The 15,668-nt window shown below is 72.9% G+C and carries 15 protein-coding genes and 2 pseudogenes; 9 read left to right on the top strand and 8 right to left on the bottom strand.

The window, feature by feature from the left end; translation table 11 throughout:
- Positions 1-99: 99 nt before the first annotated feature.
- Positions 100-654, bottom strand: a complete 555-nt coding sequence (locus D7294_RS02070) for a peroxiredoxin (RefSeq protein ID WP_120674729.1) — start codon at positions 652-654, stop codon at positions 100-102.
- A 186-nt stretch (positions 655-840) separates the two neighbouring features.
- On the opposite strand from D7294_RS02070, the gene D7294_RS02075 reads away from it, so the two are divergent.
- A complete protein-coding gene (locus D7294_RS02075) occupies positions 841-1,515 on the top strand; it encodes a DUF1707 SHOCT-like domain-containing protein (RefSeq protein ID WP_120674732.1) in 675 nt (224 codons plus the stop codon).
- A gap of 290 nt (positions 1,516-1,805) precedes the next feature.
- Positions 1,806-2,171: a WhiB family transcriptional regulator gene (locus D7294_RS02080; protein WP_120675291.1), complete on the top strand. Its 366-nt coding sequence runs from the start codon at positions 1,806-1,808 to the stop codon at positions 2,169-2,171.
- 144 nt (positions 2,172-2,315) lie between these two features.
- Here D7294_RS02080 and glpX read toward each other — a convergent pair whose 3' ends face one another.
- On the bottom strand, positions 2,316-3,344 hold the full coding sequence (gene glpX / locus D7294_RS02085; RefSeq protein ID WP_120675293.1) for a class II fructose-bisphosphatase: 1,029 nt from the start codon (positions 3,342-3,344) through the stop codon (positions 2,316-2,318).
- Positions 3,345-3,529: 185 nt separating this feature from the next.
- Here glpX and D7294_RS32755 point away from each other — a divergent pair, with 185 nt between their 5' ends.
- Positions 3,530-4,321, top strand: a complete 792-nt coding sequence (locus D7294_RS32755; RefSeq protein WP_241562038.1) for a DUF4245 domain-containing protein — start codon at positions 3,530-3,532, stop codon at positions 4,319-4,321.
- Between the two features lie 6 nt (positions 4,322-4,327).
- On the opposite strand, the gene D7294_RS02095 is transcribed toward D7294_RS32755, so the two are convergent.
- Positions 4,328-4,606, bottom strand: coding sequence for an exodeoxyribonuclease VII small subunit (locus D7294_RS02095; RefSeq protein WP_120675295.1), 279 nt, complete (start codon positions 4,604-4,606; stop codon positions 4,328-4,330).
- On the bottom strand, positions 4,603-5,844 hold the full coding sequence (xseA, locus tag D7294_RS02100) for an exodeoxyribonuclease VII large subunit (RefSeq protein ID WP_120674734.1): 1,242 nt from the start codon (positions 5,842-5,844) through the stop codon (positions 4,603-4,605). Before xseA ends, D7294_RS02095 begins: the two co-directional genes overlap by 4 nt.
- Before the next feature lie 111 nt (positions 5,845-5,955).
- Here xseA and D7294_RS02105 point away from each other — a divergent pair, with 111 nt between their 5' ends.
- Positions 5,956-7,005 carry a 4-hydroxy-3-methylbut-2-enyl diphosphate reductase gene (locus D7294_RS02105; protein ID WP_120675299.1) on the top strand — a complete coding sequence of 350 codons (1,050 nt, stop codon included), beginning with the start codon at positions 5,956-5,958 and terminating at the stop codon, positions 7,003-7,005.
- 13 nt (positions 7,006-7,018) lie between these two features.
- Here D7294_RS02105 and D7294_RS02110 read toward each other — a convergent pair whose 3' ends face one another.
- Positions 7,019-7,510: a DUF6542 domain-containing protein gene (locus D7294_RS02110; RefSeq protein WP_147450755.1), complete on the bottom strand. Its 492-nt coding sequence runs from the start codon at positions 7,508-7,510 to the stop codon at positions 7,019-7,021.
- A 195-nt stretch (positions 7,511-7,705) separates the two neighbouring features.
- Here D7294_RS02110 and ychF point away from each other — a divergent pair, with 195 nt between their 5' ends.
- From ychF to D7294_RS02130, 4 genes and pseudogenes are all read left to right on the top strand, one after another.
- Positions 7,706-8,794 carry a redox-regulated ATPase YchF gene (gene ychF / locus D7294_RS02115; RefSeq protein ID WP_120674738.1) on the top strand — a complete coding sequence of 363 codons (1,089 nt, stop codon included), beginning with the start codon at positions 7,706-7,708 and terminating at the stop codon, positions 8,792-8,794.
- A 176-nt stretch (positions 8,795-8,970) separates the two neighbouring features.
- Positions 8,971-9,252, top strand: a complete 282-nt coding sequence (locus tag D7294_RS02120) for a type II toxin-antitoxin system Phd/YefM family antitoxin (protein WP_120675301.1) — start codon at positions 8,971-8,973, stop codon at positions 9,250-9,252.
- On the top strand, positions 9,249-9,503 hold the full coding sequence (locus D7294_RS02125; RefSeq protein ID WP_120674740.1) for a Txe/YoeB family addiction module toxin: 255 nt from the start codon (positions 9,249-9,251) through the stop codon (positions 9,501-9,503). Before D7294_RS02120 ends, D7294_RS02125 begins: the two co-directional genes overlap by 4 nt.
- A 400-nt stretch (positions 9,504-9,903) precedes the next feature.
- A pseudogene (locus D7294_RS02130) lies at positions 9,904-10,338 on the top strand (CHAT domain-containing protein); the annotation flags it as partial.
- Between the two features lie 587 nt (positions 10,339-10,925).
- On the opposite strand, the gene D7294_RS02135 reads toward D7294_RS02130, so the two are convergent.
- The 3 genes and pseudogenes from D7294_RS02135 to D7294_RS02145 form a co-directional block, all read right to left on the bottom strand.
- Positions 10,926-12,479 (bottom strand): MFS transporter, encoded by a 1,554-nt coding sequence (locus D7294_RS02135; protein WP_120674744.1) that lies wholly within the window; start codon positions 12,477-12,479, stop codon positions 10,926-10,928.
- Between the two features lie 246 nt (positions 12,480-12,725).
- Positions 12,726-13,577, bottom strand: coding sequence for an IS5 family transposase (locus D7294_RS02140; protein WP_120674746.1), 852 nt, complete (start codon positions 13,575-13,577; stop codon positions 12,726-12,728).
- Between the two features lie 76 nt (positions 13,578-13,653).
- Positions 13,654-14,051 (bottom strand): annotated as a pseudogene (locus D7294_RS02145) (Uma2 family endonuclease); the annotation flags it as partial.
- A 228-nt stretch (positions 14,052-14,279) separates the two neighbouring features.
- On the opposite strand from D7294_RS02145, the gene D7294_RS02150 reads away from it, so the two are divergent.
- Entirely contained in the window at positions 14,280-15,665 is a 1,386-nt protein-coding gene (locus tag D7294_RS02150) for a hypothetical protein (RefSeq protein WP_120674748.1), read from the top strand.
- Positions 15,666-15,668: the final 3 nt, after the last annotated feature.

Below are 15,668 nucleotides of genomic sequence, written 5' to 3' on the forward strand. Positions count from 1 at the left end.
AGGGCGCGGCGGGGGCCGGCGGGCACCGCGCGGCCCTCCGCCTCCAGGCGGGCCCCGCACCCCCCGGGCGGGCCCTCTCACTTCAGGCGGCCTGCCGGGTCAGGCCCCGGCGAGCAGCGCCGCGGCGTCCAGGGTCTCCTCGCCTGGCGACCAGTTGCAGGGGCACAGCTCGTCGGTCCTGGCCGCGTCGAGGACGCGCAGCACCTCGCGCGGGTTCCGGCCGACGTTGCCCGGGGTGACCATGGCGAACTGGATCTCGTTGCGCGGGTCCACCAGGAAGGCGGCCCGCATCGCGAGGCCGTCCTCGCCCAGGATGCCGAGCGCGGCGGACAGTTCGCGCCTGACGTCCGCCATCATCGGGAAGGGCAGCTCCCGCAGGTGCGGGTGCGAGCGGCGCCAGGCGTGGTGAACGTACTCGGAGTCCACCGAGAAGCCCAGGACCCGGGCCTCCCGCTCGGCGAACTCGGGCTGCATCCGCCCGAACTCGGCGATCTCCGTGGGACAGACGAAGGTGAAGTCCGCGGGCCAGGCGAAGTACACCTTCCAGACGCCCTCGTAGGACTTGTGGTTGATCTTCCGGAACTCCTGCCCGCTCTCCAGCGAGACGCAGGCGGTGAGTTCGAACTCGGGGAAGGGGTCGCCGACGGTCAGCACGGTGTTCTCCTCGGAGGATTCTGGCGGGTCGAAGGTCGAATGGCGGACGCCGAATGTCGCTTACCGTGCCACAGTGATCACGGTACGTGGAAATCGACAGTCCGGTGCGCCGGAAAGCCGCGGACCCGGCCGCGAGGGCGCGCGGGGGACTGGTCGCGATGTATCGCGTGTCGGTAGTCTGAAGGGGTGACTGCCGAGAACCCGCCCGCCGTGCCGCTGGACAAGCAGCCGGCGCCGCCCGTGCGCGCCTCCGACGCCGACCGCGACCGGATAGCCGACATCCTGCGCGAGGCCCTCGCCCAGGGCAGGATCGACGCGGACGAGCACTCCGAGCGGGTGGAGGCGGTCTACCGCGCGAAGACCCTCGGCGAGCTGGAGCCGCTCATCGGCGACCTGCCCGAGGGGCAGCGGCGCGCGGCGGCCCCGGCCCCCGGCGCGCCGGAGGCCGTCCACGCGCCGCAGCCGGCCGGCCGCGGCCACGGGCTGCAGGTGGCCAATGCCAAGAACGTCGTCGCGGTCCTCAGCGGCGCCAGCCGCCAGGGCAGGTGGCGCGTCGGCCCGAAGGTCAACGCGGTGGCCGTCTGCGGCGGCGTCGAACTGGACTTCACCGAGGCGATCTTCGAGTACCAGCAGGTGGTCGTCAACGCCACCGCGATCTGCGGGGGCATCGAGATCAAGGTGCCGGAGAACGTGAGCCTGCGCAGCGCGGGCAGCGGCATCATGGGCGGCTTCGAGGTCAAGGAGCAGGAGTCGACGCAGCCGGACGCGCCCGTCGTGGTCGTCCAGGGCGTGGCCGTCTGGGGCGGCGTCGACGCCAAGCCCGTGGCGGGCAAGCGGGTGCGGGACCTCTCCGACGACTGAACCACGGGCGCCGTGGCGCCCGTTCCGGCCGGCGGCCCGTGGGCGGAAGGCCGGTGACGGGGGGATTTTGCGGTACTCCAGGGTTCCCGGGGGCGGAAGTGGGGGACTGATCCGGGTGGCGACGTTGTCGCTCCGTGCATAAGCGTGCGCACAGCGGGTAGGGCTCGGGGGACCGTCACTCGTATGGCCGCATGGTGGGAAAGGCGAGGCGAACCGCGGCGTCCGCCGGGACGAGTGAGGGTCCATCAGCCAGGAGCGACCCCCGTAGCCGTCGTCAGGAGTTGACCGTGCTGCAATCGTCACCGCCACAAGAGCCACAGTGGTCCCCAGCCGTCACTGCACAGCGGAGTCCGAGAGACCTGGCGGGTCCCTGGCACTCCGAGGCCGCCTGCCGGCGCGACGAGGCAGGGCTGTTCTTCGCGCCCTCCCAGGAGCCCACCGCGGCACGGCTCTCCAGGGAGCAGGCGGCCAAGTCGGTGTGCGCCCGTTGCCCGGTGCTGCTCGAATGCCGTGAGCACGCGCTGGTGCAGCCCGAGCCGTACGGCGTCTGGGGTGGGCTGACGGCGGCCGAGCGCCGGGTGGTGCTCAGCCGCCGGCGTCGCCGCGAGGCCGCGGCCTCGGGCGGCCGCAGCCCCGACATCAGCCGGATCGCCTGACCCGCCGCCTCCCCGAGCCTCCTCCGCAGCGCCGGCCCCGCCGCGCCGAACCCCGCCGCATCGGCTCCCCCCACCGGCCCGTGTCCGCCGCCCCAGGGGCGCACCCACCACGCCCGGGCGGCCCGGGCCGTGCCGTATCCGGGGTCACCTGCCGCGGTCGAAGTCGATCGCGCTGTAGGCGCGCAGCTTGGAGAGGCGGTGGGTCGACTCGATCTGCCGGATCGTGCCGGAGCGCGAGCGCATCACCAGCGACTGCGTGGTCGCCGTCTCCGCCCGGTACCGCACCCCGCGCAGCAGTTCGCCGTCGGTGATGCCGGTGGCCACGAAGAAGACGTTCTCGCCGCGGACCAGGTCGTCCGTGTGCAGGACCCGGTCGAGGTCGTGGCCGGCGTCGAGCGCGGCCCGCCGCTCCGCCTCGTCCTTCGGCCAGAGCTTGCCCTGGATCGTCCCGCCGAGGCACTTGATCGCGCAGGCCGCGATGATCCCCTCCGGAGTGCCTCCCACCCCCAGGAGCAGGTCGGCGCCGGTGCCCTCGCGGACGCTCATGATCGCGCCGGCCACGTCCCCGTCCTGGATGAACTTGATCCGGGCCCCGCACTCCCGCACGTCGCGCACCAGCTCCCCGTGGCGCGGCCGGTCCAGGATGACCACGGTCATGTCCTCGACCGCGGCGCCCTTGGCCTTCGCCACGCGGCGGACGTTGACCGCGGGGGGCGCGTCGATGTCGACGTACTCGGCGGCCTCGGGGCCGGTGGCCAGCTTGTTCATGTAGAAGACGGCGCTCGGGTCGAACATCGTGCCGCGCTCGGCCACCGCGAGCACGGAGACGGCGTTGCCCATGCCCTTGGCGGTCAGCGTCGTCCCGTCCACCGGGTCGACCGCCACGTCGCACTCGGGGCCGTGGCCGTCGCCCACCCGCTCGCCGTTGAACAGCATCGGCGCCTCGTCCTTCTCGCCCTCGCCGATGACGACCACGCCGTTCATCGAGACGGTGGAGACCAGGGTGCGCATGGCGCGCACGGCGGCGCCGTCCGCGCCGTTCTTGTCGCCCCGGCCGACCCAGCGGCCGGAGGCCATCGCCCCCGCCTCGGTCACCCTGACCAATTCGAGGGCCAGGTTGCGGTCGGGGGCCTGGGGGGCGACGTCCAGCGGGGGAGGGAGGTGGTCGGGCATCGGGAACACACCTTTCTGCTCCGGCTTTTCCGCACCGGGTTTCCGCGCCGGTGCGCCGGGCCGGGGCGGGCCGAGGGCACCTACGACTGTATCTCGCGGCGGCACACATGAGCAGACCGAGGTTCGGATGAGCGAAGGTGGGGGGTGCTTTCCCCGCCCGCCGCGGCGTGCGCGACGATGGCAGGGTGCCAACCGACGTGCCCCAGGACTCCGCCCCCGCGCCCGCCGCGGCCGACGACCGCGCCCTCGCCGAGGGGGAGCCCGCCGCTCCCCCCGCGGACCAGGCCACGGGCGGCCCCGCCACGGCCGGATCGGCGCACGGGGCGGCGGAGGACGCCCCCCGGGCCGGGACACGGGAGCCGGCGGAGCCCCAGGGTGCCGGGGCGGGCGAACCGGAGCGGCCCGAGGCCGGGCGGCCGGAGGCGGGCGCGGCCACGGCGGCCCGCAGGCGCGGCTTCGAGAGCGTGTGGAACATGGTGATCTCCACGGCCCTCATCTGCGCCGCGGCCTTCGTCCTCTACTTCGTCGTCGTCCCGCACGACGACTCCGACGCCCAGGTGCAGACCGTCGACTTCCAGGTGCCCGCCCTCACCGCGGCCCGCGTCGCCCCCTACCCGCTGCTGGTCCCCGAGGGACTCGACGAGGGCTGGAACGCCACCTCGGTCAGCTACGACCCGCAGGGCGAGTACGGGGCCACCTGGCGCGTGGGCTTCCTCGCCCCCGACGAGGAGTACGTCGCGCTGGCCCAGGCCCCCACCGGCACCGACCCCGCCGCGTTCATCTCCTCGATCACCCACGATGCGCAGGACGCCGGCGCCGCCGAGACCGTCCGCGGCCAGGACTGGGCGCGCTACGAGGGCCCCAAGTACGACGCGCTGGTGCTGCGGCAGGACGAGGCCACCACCATCGTCTTCGGCACCGCAGGATTCGGCGAGCTGGCCGGCTTCGCCGAAACCCTCGCCCCCGGCGAGGGCTGAGCCCGCCTACTCGCCCGGCGCGGCCTCCTCCGCCCCCGCCGCGTCCTCGCCCGCCTCGCCTGCCTCCGAGGCAAGCACCGCGTCCAGCCTGGCCCGCGCCCCCTCCAGCCAGCGGGAACAGATGCGAGCCAGCTCCTCGCCGCGCTCCCACAGCGCGAGCGACTCCTCAAGCGTCGCCCCGCCGGCCTCCAACCGCCGCACGACGTCGATCAGTTCGTCCCGCGCCGCCTCGTAGCCGAGGGACGCGCCCGGCTCCGCGCCCGTTTCCGCGCCCGCTTCGTTCATGACCGCCACCCTATGCCCGCCTCGGCGGGCCCCTCGCCGACCGTGACCTTGAAGGCGCCGTCCGCCACCCTGGCGTGCAGCGCCTCGCCCTCCGCGACCTCGTCCGCCGCCCGCACCGCCGTGCCGTCCGCCCGCTGGAGCACCGCGTACCCGCGGCGCAGCGTGGCGGCGGGGGAGAGGGCCACCACCCGCGCCCTGGTGTGCTCCAGCTCGGAGGCGGCGCGGTCGAGCAGGTGGCCGAGCGTGCGCCGGGAGCGCTCCGTGAGCGCCGCGAGCTCGGCCGCGCGCTCGTCCACCATCCGGTAGGGATTGGCCAGGGAGGGCCGGCTGCGCGCCGCGGCAAGGCCGCGCTCCTCCCGGTCGAGGCGCACCTGGAGCGTGCGCCTGGCCCGGTCCCGCAACTGCCCCACCCGGTCGAGCTCCTCGCGCACGTCGGGCACCGTGCGCTTGGCCGCGTCCGTCGGCGTCGAGGCCCGGAGGTCGGCGACCAGGTCGAGCAGCGGGGAGTCGGGCTCGTGGCCGATCGCGGAGACCACCGGCGTGCGGCAGTCGGCCACCGCCCGCACCAGGCGCTCGTCGGAGAACGGCAGCAGGTCCTCCACGCTGCCCCCGCCCCTGGCCACGATGATGACGTCCACCTCGGGATCGGCGTCCAGCTCCCGCACCGCGTCGATCACCTGCGTCACCGCGTGCACGCCCTGGACCGCCACGTTCCGCACCGCGAACCGCACCGCGGGCCAGCGCAGCCGCGCATTCTCCAGCACGTCGCGCTCGGCGGCCGAGGCGCGGCCGGTCACCAGGCCGACGCAGCCGGGCAGGAACGGCAGCCTGCGCTTGCGCGCGTCGGCGAAGAGGCCCTCGGCGGTCAGCGTCCGCTTCAGCCGCTCCAGCCGCAGCAGCAGCTCGCCCACCCCCACGGCGCGGATCTCGGCGGCGCGCAGGGACAGCTCGCCGCGCGGCGCGTACCACTCCGGCTTGCCCAGCACCACCACCCGGGCGCCCTCGTGTATCACGTCGGCCACCTTGTCGAACACCGCGCGATAGCAGGTGACTTTGAGCGAGACGTCCTGCGAGGGGTCCCGCAGGGTGAGGAAGACCACCCCGAAGCCGGGGCGGCGGGAGAGCTGCGTGATCTGCCCCTCCACCCAGACCGAGCCGAGCCGGTCGATCCACCCGCCGATGAGCCGGGAGACCTCGCCGACCGGGATCGGCTCCTGCGGGGACGCGTGAGCTGCCATGCCCCACACGCTAGCGCCGGGGTCTGACAGCGAACCCCGGCCGCGGGCAGGGGAGCCGGGCAACCGGCGGCCGCGACCGGCCGTCCTGCGGGCACCCGTACGATGGTGCGCATGGCCGACTCGTCCGACACCAGCCGCCGGGTCCTGCTCGCCGCCCCCAGGGGGTACTGCGCGGGGGTGGACCGGGCCGTCATCGCCGTGGAGCGCGCGCTCGAGCAGTACGGGCCCCCGGTCTACGTCCGGCACGAGATCGTGCACAACAAGTACGTCGTGGCGACCCTGGAGCGGAAGGGCGCCGTCTTCGTCGACGAGACGGCCGAGGTCCCGCCCGGCCAGATCGTCGTCTTCTCCGCCCACGGCGTGGCCCCCGAGGTGCACCGCGAGGCCGAGCGCGGCAGGCTGGCCACCATCGACGCCACCTGCCCGCTGGTCACCAAGGTCCACAAGGAGGCGGCCCGCTTCGCCGGGGAGGACTACGACATCCTCCTGATCGGCCACGAGGGCCACGAGGAGGTCATCGGCACCAGCGGCGAGGCCCCCGAGCACATCACGCTCGTCGACGGCCCGGAGGACGCGGACCGGGTCGAGGTCCGCGACCCCTCGAAGGTCGTGTGGCTTTCCCAGACCACGCTGTCCGTCGACGAGACGATGGAGACCGTCGGCGCCCTCAGGCGCCGGTTCCCGCTGCTCGTCGACCCCCCGAGCGACGACATCTGCTACGCCACCCAAAACCGCCAGTCGGCCATCAAACAGGTCGCCGCGCAGGCCGAGTTGGTGCTGGTCGTGGGGTCGAAGAACTCCTCGAACTCGGCCCGCATGGTCGAGGTCGCCCGCGGCGCGGGCGCCGCGGCCGCCCACCTCGTGGACGACGCCTCGGAGATCGACGAGACCTGGCTGGAGGGCGTGCGGACCGTGGGCCTGTCCTCGGGGGCCTCGGTGCCCGAGGTGCTGGTGGACGGCGTCCTCGCCTGGCTGGCCGACCGCGGCTTCGGCGAGGTGGAGGTCGTGCAGCCGATGCGGGAGCACATCCAGTTCTCGCTGCCGAAGGAGCTGCGCCGCGACCTGCGGGCCGAGGCGGCGGCCAGGCTCGCCGGGAAGCCGGACGAGGCCGAGGGGGCCGGCGAGGCCGTGGCCGGGGTCGCGCCGGGGCGCGCGGACTGAACGGCGCCGCGGCTCAGCGGGCCCCGAGGTCGCCGCGGGTCTGCCGCAGCCGGTCGCCGAGCAGCAGCAGCGCCTTGCGCGCCAGCGTCACCGCCCCCGCCACGAACGTGCCCGCGAACACCCAGGGCGCCCGAAGCGCCAGCTCCGTCACGGTCGCCAGCGGGCCCGCGGTGGTCATCAGCCCCGCGGCGAACGCCAGGGGCGCGGCCACCGGGGCGCAGATCAGGTCGGCGGGCCTGACCCACACCGCCGCGGCCGTGGAGGCCAGCACGAACAGCACCCCGTAGAGGGTGGGCACGCCGCCGAGGAGTTCGCAGAACCACGCCGCGGCCACCATCGCCACCAGGGCGAGCACGCCGCAGCCCAGACCGGTCAGCCGGGGCCTCGGCAGCCGCCGCCGCGGGCGTGGCCGCCCGGCGGGCACCCGCACACGCCCGGCGGGCCTTGGCACCGTCGCCCGCACCGCCGCAGGCGCATGGTGCCGGGGGTACTGAGGGGTACGCATGCGCGTTGTGTGTTCCACGTCACCAAGGTAAGCCGCATATGGTGAGGAAAAGGGCAATGGACACGCGTGCTGTCGATATGACTGTCCGCTGACCGCTGCGGCCGGCTCACTCCACGGGCGGAACGACGCGGCGGCCGCGCCCGTAGACTGGTGCTTCGGCCCACCGTTCACGCACCTTCGCCCGGGAAGTCTCACGTGTCGCTCACGATCGGAATCGTCGGCCTGCCGAACGTCGGCAAGTCCACGTTGTTCAACGCCCTGACAAAGAACGACGTCCTGGCGGCCAATTACCCCTTCGCCACGATCGAGCCGAACATCGGGGTCGTCGGCGTGCCCGACCCGCGGCTGGCCAGGCTGGCCGAGCTCTTCGACTCGCAGCGGGTCGTGCCGGCCACCGTGGACTTCGTGGACATCGCGGGCATCGTCCGCGGCGCGAGCGAGGGCGAGGGCCTCGGCAACAAGTTCCTCCACCACATCCGGGAGTCGGACGCCATCTGCCAGGTGATCCGCGCCTTCCGCGACGAGAACGTCGTGCACGTGGACGGCAAGGTCTCGCCCAAGAGCGACATCGAGACGATCGACACCGAGCTGATCCTCGCCGACCTGCAGACCATCGAGAAGGTGCTGCCCCGCCTCCAGAAGGAGGCCAGGGTGAAGAAGGACCGGCAGCCGACCGTGCGGGCCATCGAGGAGGCCAAGGCGATCCTCGAGGAGGGCCGCACCCTCTTCTCCGCCGGCATCGCCCAGGGCACCGAGCGCGCCGAGCCGCTGCACGAGCTGCACCTGCTGACGGTGAAGCCCTTCCTCTACGTCTTCAACGTGGACGAGGAGGAGCTGACCGACGAGACCTTCCGCGCGGAGCAGGCGGCCCTCGTCGCCCCCGCCGAGGCGATCTTCCTGAACGCCAAGCTCGAGTCCGACCTCGCCGAGCTGGACGAGGCCGAGGCCCTGGAGCTGCTGGAGACGGTCGGCCAGCACGAGCCCGGGCTCGCCACCCTCGCCAGGGTGGGCTTCCAGACCCTCGGCCTGCAGACGTACCTCACGGCCGGCCCCAAGGAGGCCCGCGCCTGGACCATCAAGCGCGGCGCCACCGCCCCCGAGGCGGCGGGCGTCATCCACACCGACTTCCAGCGCGGCTTCATCAAGGCCGAGATCGTCTCCTACGAGGACCTGCTCGAGGCCGGCTCCGTCGCCGAGGCCCGCGCCCGCGGCAAGGCCCGCGTGGAGGGCAAGGAGTACGTCATGCAGGACGGCGACGTGGTGGAGTTCCGGTTCAACGTGTGACCGTTCAAGCACCTTGAGCCGGATTGATCTGTCACATGCGCAGGTCGAACGGGGCTCGCCTCTCCTGAGGCGAGCCCCGTTCTCCTTTCCGTGCTGACCTGGTGCTGACTTTTCGCCCCGCGCGCCTCTACTCGGTGGTACGTTATGTGGTACCACTCCTGGAGGGGGCTCTGTCGATGTCGATCACTGCCAGCGAGGCGCGCAAGGCACTCTTCCCGTTGATCAAGAAGGTCAACGACGATCACGAGGCCATCGAGATCGTCTCCAAGCACGGGAACGCCGTACTCGTCTCGGCTGAGGACTACGCCGCCCTGCGGGAAGGCTCCTACCTGCTGCGCTCGCCGGCCAACGCCCGCCGGTTGCTCAAGGCGTACGAGAACGCGCTTGGTGACACAGGGCTCTCCGAGCGGGAGCTCATCGACCCTGATGCGTCGGGTGCCGATAAGGGCACCGCGTGAGGCTCGTCTTCGAAGAGGGCGGCTGGGAGGACTACACATCCTGGGTCAAGAACGACCGCAAGATGCTCGCCCGGATCAACAAGCTCATCGAGGACGTCCTGCGGGACCCGTTTACCGGGATCGGCAAGCCCGAGCCGCTGAAATACCACCTGCCCGGGGCCTGGTCGCGGCGGATCGATGACGAACATCGCCTCGTCTATCTCGTCATGGACCGGGGGATCATCATCCTGGCGGCCCGCTACCACTACTGATTCCGGTTGGGTGCGTGCTCGTGCTGGTTCTGTGTGACTTCATTCGCCGAGTAGAACGCTTTTTGTAGGTCGCAGCCGTGTGGAGGCAACCCAGCTCCAATGCCTAGCGGGTGGCCTGTCGCCACAGCGTCAATTTTGCGGACATGCAGCCTTGGGCGGCGGCGCCGATCAGGCCTCCGGCCCGAAGACGCGGGCCGAGGCGCTGCGGCGTCTGCGGTGGGCGGACCGCAACGGCCGCTGAGCGACCCGCTGGCGCTGCGGGCCCGGATGATGCTCATCTTCGTGCGCGCTCCCTGGCCCTGCCCCGTGCCGACGGCACTCCCACCGCCCTCCTCGACGCGCTGCTTCTCGCCGGCGACGAACGGGTGCTGACCGAGTCGACGCGCTGCGACCTCGGGGAGACGCCGGCCGGCTCACCGTCGCCGGCATTCTCGACGCCGCCGGTCACCCTCCGGCGGACCGCCCGGGCCCGCTCGTCGTGCTCAGCGCCTGCGAGACCGACCTGAGCACCCGCGACCACGACGAGGCGCTGACCCTGGCCACCGCGCTGGTCGGGGGCGGCGCGGCCGACGTGGTGGGCTCCCGTTGGGCGGTCCAGGACGGCACCGCGGCGGTCATGATGGTCGTCTTCCACCACTACCTCGCGTCGGGCGGTCTCGCTCCGCCCGACGCGTTGCGGGCCGCCCAGCTGTGGATGCTCGATCCGCACCGCGAGGCCATGCCCGCGCTGAGCGGCCCGCTCCGCATCGAGGCCACCCGCCCCGACCTCCACCACATCCGGCACTGGGCCGCCTTCACCCACCAGGGCAACCCGACGGCCACGGCCGCTCACTGACGGGCCCGCGGCGCACGGGAGTCACTGCCGTGGCAAGAGGCCGGCGGGGTGGTCCGGGGACGATGCCGCGGAGGCGCCGTGCTCGGAGCCGCGCGGTGATCGCTGCGGAGGATCGAGGGGTCAGGCTCGGTGCGGGTGTCTCGTACGGCGAAAGGGCCAGCGGGGACGAGTGGTTCGAGCCGCACGCCGTGGTCGCGCCGGGCGGGGCGGACTGCACTGTGTTGCTCACGGCCTGAGCCCGGGCTCGCTCTTCCCCGCGGAGTGGCAAGCGGGGTGCTCGCCGGCGGCCGATCCGCCGTGGTCGAGGGATGCGTGCAGGCTTCGGGCGGGTTCGCTGGTGAGTGCAGGCGCGAGGCCGGGCTCTTTAGTACGTGCTTGGGAACTCACCGCTCCACCGAATTGGCGCGCTCAGTGTGGGGTGCGCCCACGCTTGGCAAGTCTGGAGGGCTGGTTCGGGAGACCGCTGCAAGCTGAGTGGACGACGTACGAGCGCGCCCCCCGCCCAGGTACCTGCCGGTGCCGGGCCAACGGAGCCGGCAGAGCGTCGGGCGATCGACTTTCCTGGGCAGGGGGCAGATTGGAGAGAATCAGGACGCCATCGAGGGCTGCTCAGCGTCTTGATCCTGGGGGCGGCTGGCGGCGACGGTAGCCGAGGGCTTGCGCCCGCCCATCAGGATGCCGACGGCGAGGGCTCCGAACAGGGAGAGGGCCGCGACGGCCCACAGGGCGACGTGCAGGGCGTCGGTGTATCCGGCCCCGGCGATCTCCGTGAAGCCCGCGCGGTCGGCGCCCGGGACGAGGGAGGTCGCGGCGCCCATGTCGCCCTGCAGCAGGCGGGCGGTGGCTCCGGCGGCCGTTTCGGTGTCGACGCCGTCGCTCAGCCGGGACTCGGTGACGCCCGCGAGGATGGCGCTCAGCACGGCGATGGATATCGTCTCTCCGGCCAGGCGCATGGTGTTGAACATGCCCGCGGCCATACCGGCACGGGACGGCTCGACCGAGTTGACCGCGGCGCCGTCCAGGATCGCCAGCGAGATGCCGAAGCCGATGCCGATGCACAGCAGCGGCCCGGCGAGCGAGAGCGTGGCCGAGCCCGGGTGGACGACGGTAAGCCAGGCGCTGCCGCCGGCGACGAACAACATGGTCAGGACCAGCAGGAGCCGGTGGGAGACATTGCGGGCCAGCGAGCTCACCAGGGCGGGCATGACCAGGGTGGGGCCGGTCAACAGGACCAGCAGCAGGCCCGCGGACTGAGCGCTGATGCCGTCCACGGCCATGAAGTAGGGCGGCAGCACGATCAGCAGGGCGACGAAGCCGAAGGCCAGGAGGATCGGCATGGCGCACAGGGCCACGAACCGCGGCTGCGTGAACAGAGAGATGTCGAACATCGGGTGTTCCCTGCGGCGCTCGACCGCGGCGAAGACGCCCATCAGGACCACGAAGGCAACCAGGGAGGCGAGCACGACCGGGTGCGTCCAGCCCAGGTCGGGGCCCTCGACCAGGCCGAGGACAAACAGGATCAGACCAACGGTGAAGGTGACGGCGCCGGCCCAGTCCACGTCGGCCGCGCTCGTGTCACGCGACTCCTGCAGAAGCGGGCTCAGCAGCAGCACCGGGAGCACCACGACGGCCGCCACCAGGTAGAACATGCGCCAGCCGCCCAGCGAGGTGACCAGAAAGCCGGCCACCAGCGGGCCGACGGCGAGCCCCAGCCCGATGGCGGTTCCGAACGCGCCGAAGGCCTTGGCCCTGGCCGGGCCCTCAAAGGTCTGGGCGAGTACCGCACTGCCGCCGGTGGTTGCGGCCGCGGCGCCGATGCCGGCCGCGGCGCGTGCGGCGATCAGGATCCCGATGTTCGGGGCGAGGCAGGCCACCACCATGGCTGCGCAGAACAGCGCGACGCCCCCGACGAACATCCGCCGCCGCCCGGTGAGGTCCGCGAGGGACCCCGTAATCGCCATGAACCCGCCGAAGGTCAGGAAGAACGCGTTCACGACCCACTGGGCGGCGGCCAGGCCGGTGCTGAGGTCCTGGCTGATGCCCGGAAGGGCGACGGAGGAGCCGGTGGCCGTGACCGGGACAAGAACGATCGCGGCGCCGAACTGGCCCAGTTGCGCGAACTCCTCGAGCGCGGCGCCCAAGCCCTTGAAGGATCCTGAGCCTGTTCCTCAGCGAGTATTCGAGGGCCGAGGTCGACGCTCTTTCAGAGCGCCTTCGACCAGTTGGTGTGGGTGGTGTTGCTGCGGGTGAACCTGTGCGTCATCAGTGTGGTGAGTGCCCACGTATGCGGGGATGGTCCGTGTTTGTGTTTGACCGCAGGCCCGGATCACAGTTGGCCCCCACTGCGGGGATGAGCCCCACCGCTGCGCGGTGGGGCTTTCGCTTTGTCAGACCGCGGTGGCGGGCGCCGGTTTTCTCGGCCGGCTGGGGGTGGCGCCGTTGCGGGCGAGGCGTCTGGTCATGAGGGTGATGGCCGCCCAGGTGATCAGGGTTTCGGAGTGCTGGATGAGCCGTTCGTAGTCTCTTGCGTGGCGGCGGGCGTGCATCATCCACGCGAGCGACCTCTCGACGACCCAACGACGCGGCAGCACGATGAAGCCGGTCGCGTCCTGGGGGCGGCTGACCGGCTTGATCGTGAGGTTGAGGTGTTGTTTCGCCCAGGTCACGAGCTTGCCGGCGTATGCGGAGTCGGCCCACACGATCGTGATCTCCGGGTGCATGAGGCGCAGGCGGAAGAGGACTTCCTTCGCGGCTGCGGAGTCGTGCAGGTCGGCGGGGGTGACCATGACCATGAGCGGCAGGCCGCGGGTGTCGACGACGAGGTGCCGCTTGCGGCCGTTGGTCTTCTTGCCCGCGTCGTAGCCGCGAGTGGCTCTGGAGACGGTCTCGGCGGCCTTCACGCTCTGGGAGTCGATCACGGTGGCCACCGCCCGGGGGCCCTTGCCCATGTCGCGGCGGATCCGTCCGGCCAGGTGGTCACGGATCTGACCAACGATCCCGGCCGCGGCCCAACGCGCCATGAAACCCCAGACCGTGCGCCAGGGCGGGAAATCCGCAGGCAAGGCCCGCCATTTGCAGCCCGTATCGACGACGTGGCGGATCGCGTCGACGATCTCGCGGCGAGGATGCTTCTCCGGCCGGCCGCCGCGGCGGGTCTCGCAGGCCGGGGTGGGAAGCAACGGTTCGATCAGAGCCCGTTCAGCGTCGGTGGTGTCCGAGGGGTAGCGGCGACGGCGCATGGTGGCAGGTCTTCGGGAAGGCGGCGGGGCCGCCGAGGAGGCGGTCCCGCCGCGGGTCAGGGGCTGGCGATGAGGTGCACCAGTAGTGCGGGATGCCGGCCTCCGCGTGCGTGCGCAGCGCGACCGTGTGGTTGCGGTGTGCGGACTCGGGGGAGACGACCTCGACGACGAGCCGGACGTCCTCGGGTGCGAACGGTCCGGGTCGTAGGGCGCGGTCGTCACCAGGAGGTCCGGTTCCGGCCGGTTGCGTTCGTCGAGGCGGATGGTCATGTCCCGCTCGACTTCGAAGCCGGTCGGCGCGGCGGCCATGAGTGAGGTGGTCAGGCCGGTGACGAGGCGGCCGTGCCAGGGCCGCTGCGGCGACCTCATGAAGACGAGGGCTTCCGCCGATCAGTTCGGTGTGGCGGGGCGCATCCGAGAGGCGAACCAGCCTTCCGCGCGCGGCGGGCGCATCCAGCCGGGCAGTGCCGTCATGGGTCAACCGTAGGGAGTGCGGGAGGGGTGGGCGACGAGAGCGCCGGTGTGCCTCGGCGGGCCGTGCGGAGCCCGTCGACGGGCAGGCGGGGTGGCGCCCGGCTGCGGTTCAGGGGAGGAGGCGGGGCGAAGAGGGTGTCGGGGTGAGGAGGGGGACGGTATGCTCGCCGGGATGATGAATCACCCTCTTGGCAGAGGGGAGGTCCCGTTCGGGAAGGGTGAGCGCTGATGCTCACTCAGGCCGCGTACGGGAATTCCCGCCTTCTTCTGTGGCTGCGCGTGCGCGAGTTCGCCGTGCCGCCTTCCATGATCGAGACCGCGACCGCTCGTCGCCTGGCCGGGGACTGGGCCGGGGCGTGTGCCGCCGCGGGTTTCGACGTCGATCTCGATGTGCGTTTCCTGGCGCGGGTGCGCGGCCGGGAGTTCGCCGGCCGGGTCCGGGATGATCTCCGGTACCTGGCACCCGACTTGCTGCGCTGGCACCTGCCGCGGATCGCTCCGGACGGGCTGCTGCGGCCCGGGCTCACCGTCGGCCTGGCCCGGTACGAGGACCCCGGGGGCGAGGGCGGAAGCCCGGTGCACCTCGTCGCGCGGACGCCACCCGCCTGGGCCGATGCCGGACAGCGGGTCAGCCTCGCGCTCTGGGACGGCCGGTCCGGGGCCGGGGCGCGCCGCCATCCCCATCCGCGTCCCAGCCGGCGGTTCCGGCTGGACCTGCACCGTCACCTGTGGGATGCGCGCCGGGCCGGGGAGCTGCGGGCCAGGGCGGGGGCAGAGGAGCCGCCCGCGGTGGCGGAAGAGCTGCTCAACGCCCTTCCACAGCCGGGCCGTTGTGCCGTGTGGCGGTGGGCGGACGAGGCCGGCATGGTGCTCGGGGCCGAGGGGCGGACCGCGGGAGCGGTAGCCGTGCGGCTCGGGCGGCGCAGGCGGCTCGTCCTGGAACGGCGCCCGGACGGGGACGGCAACGGGCCGCCGCCGCTGCGGCTGTCGGCCGCCTCCGCCGAGCGGGACGTCGCCGCGCTGCCGGTCCTGCCCGATGCGGCGACCTGGGTGCTGCCCGATCTGGCGCTGCTCCGGGCCGGGCTGATCGAGCCGGAGCGGCTGCACCCGCTGGTGGCCGCCGCGCTGGCGCCGGATCGCCCGCCGTCCGCCGCGCCCGGGGACCCGGACCCGGCCGGGCTGCCGCGCCTCGTCGAGTGCCGGGGCGCCAGGCACCGGATCGGCCTGGTCAACGGCGTACTCGCGCCGCTCGACCACTCTCCGGCCGAGATCAGGCGGGAGGAGCTGCTGGCCGAGCTGACCGGCACGCCCCTGCCCTGCCTGCAGGTGATCGACCAGGCCCACCGTGATCCCGGCTGCCTCCCCGCCGTTCGGGAACGTCTCGGCCACGGCGACATCGCCGGCGCCCTGGCCGTCGTCGAGGGTCTCCTCGGCCCCGAGGCCGTGTTGCGCGGTGGGGCGTTGCGGGACGAGCTGGCGGCGGCCGCGCGGCGCCGGATCGACCACGGACTGTTCCGGGCCGGCCTGGCCGGGCCCGCGCCCGGCCGCGGCGAGCCGGGGCGGCAACGGCCCCGCGACCACCGCGCGCGCCCGCGGCACGCCTTCGCGCGCTGACCC

The sequence above is a fragment of the Streptomyces hoynatensis genome, from assembly GCF_003626535.1.
Lineage (GTDB): Bacteria > Actinomycetota > Actinomycetes > Streptomycetales > Streptomycetaceae > Streptomyces > Streptomyces hoynatensis.

Bases quoted from the DNA above. Each gene is read 5' to 3' on its own strand.
- glpX (WP_120675293.1), bottom strand. From the start codon at position 3,344: ATGCCCGACCACCTCCCTCCCCCGCTGGACGTCGCCCCCCAGGCCCCC.
- D7294_RS02095 (WP_120675295.1), bottom strand. From the start codon at position 4,606: ATGAACGAAGCGGGCGCGGAAACGGGCGCGGAGCCGGGCGCGTCCCTC.
- xseA (WP_120674734.1), bottom strand. From the start codon at position 5,844: ATGGCAGCTCACGCGTCCCCGCAGGAGCCGATCCCGGTCGGCGAGGTC.
- D7294_RS02105 (WP_120675299.1), top strand. From the start codon at position 5,956: ATGGCCGACTCGTCCGACACCAGCCGCCGGGTCCTGCTCGCCGCCCCC.
- D7294_RS02110 (WP_147450755.1), bottom strand. From the start codon at position 7,510: ATGCGTACCCCTCAGTACCCCCGGCACCATGCGCCTGCGGCGGTGCGG.
- D7294_RS02120 (WP_120675301.1), top strand. From the start codon at position 8,971: ATGTCGATCACTGCCAGCGAGGCGCGCAAGGCACTCTTCCCGTTGATC.
- D7294_RS02140 (WP_120674746.1), bottom strand. From the start codon at position 13,577: ATGCGCCGTCGCCGCTACCCCTCGGACACCACCGACGCTGAACGGGCT.
- D7294_RS02150 (WP_120674748.1), top strand. From the start codon at position 14,280: ATGCTCACTCAGGCCGCGTACGGGAATTCCCGCCTTCTTCTGTGGCTG.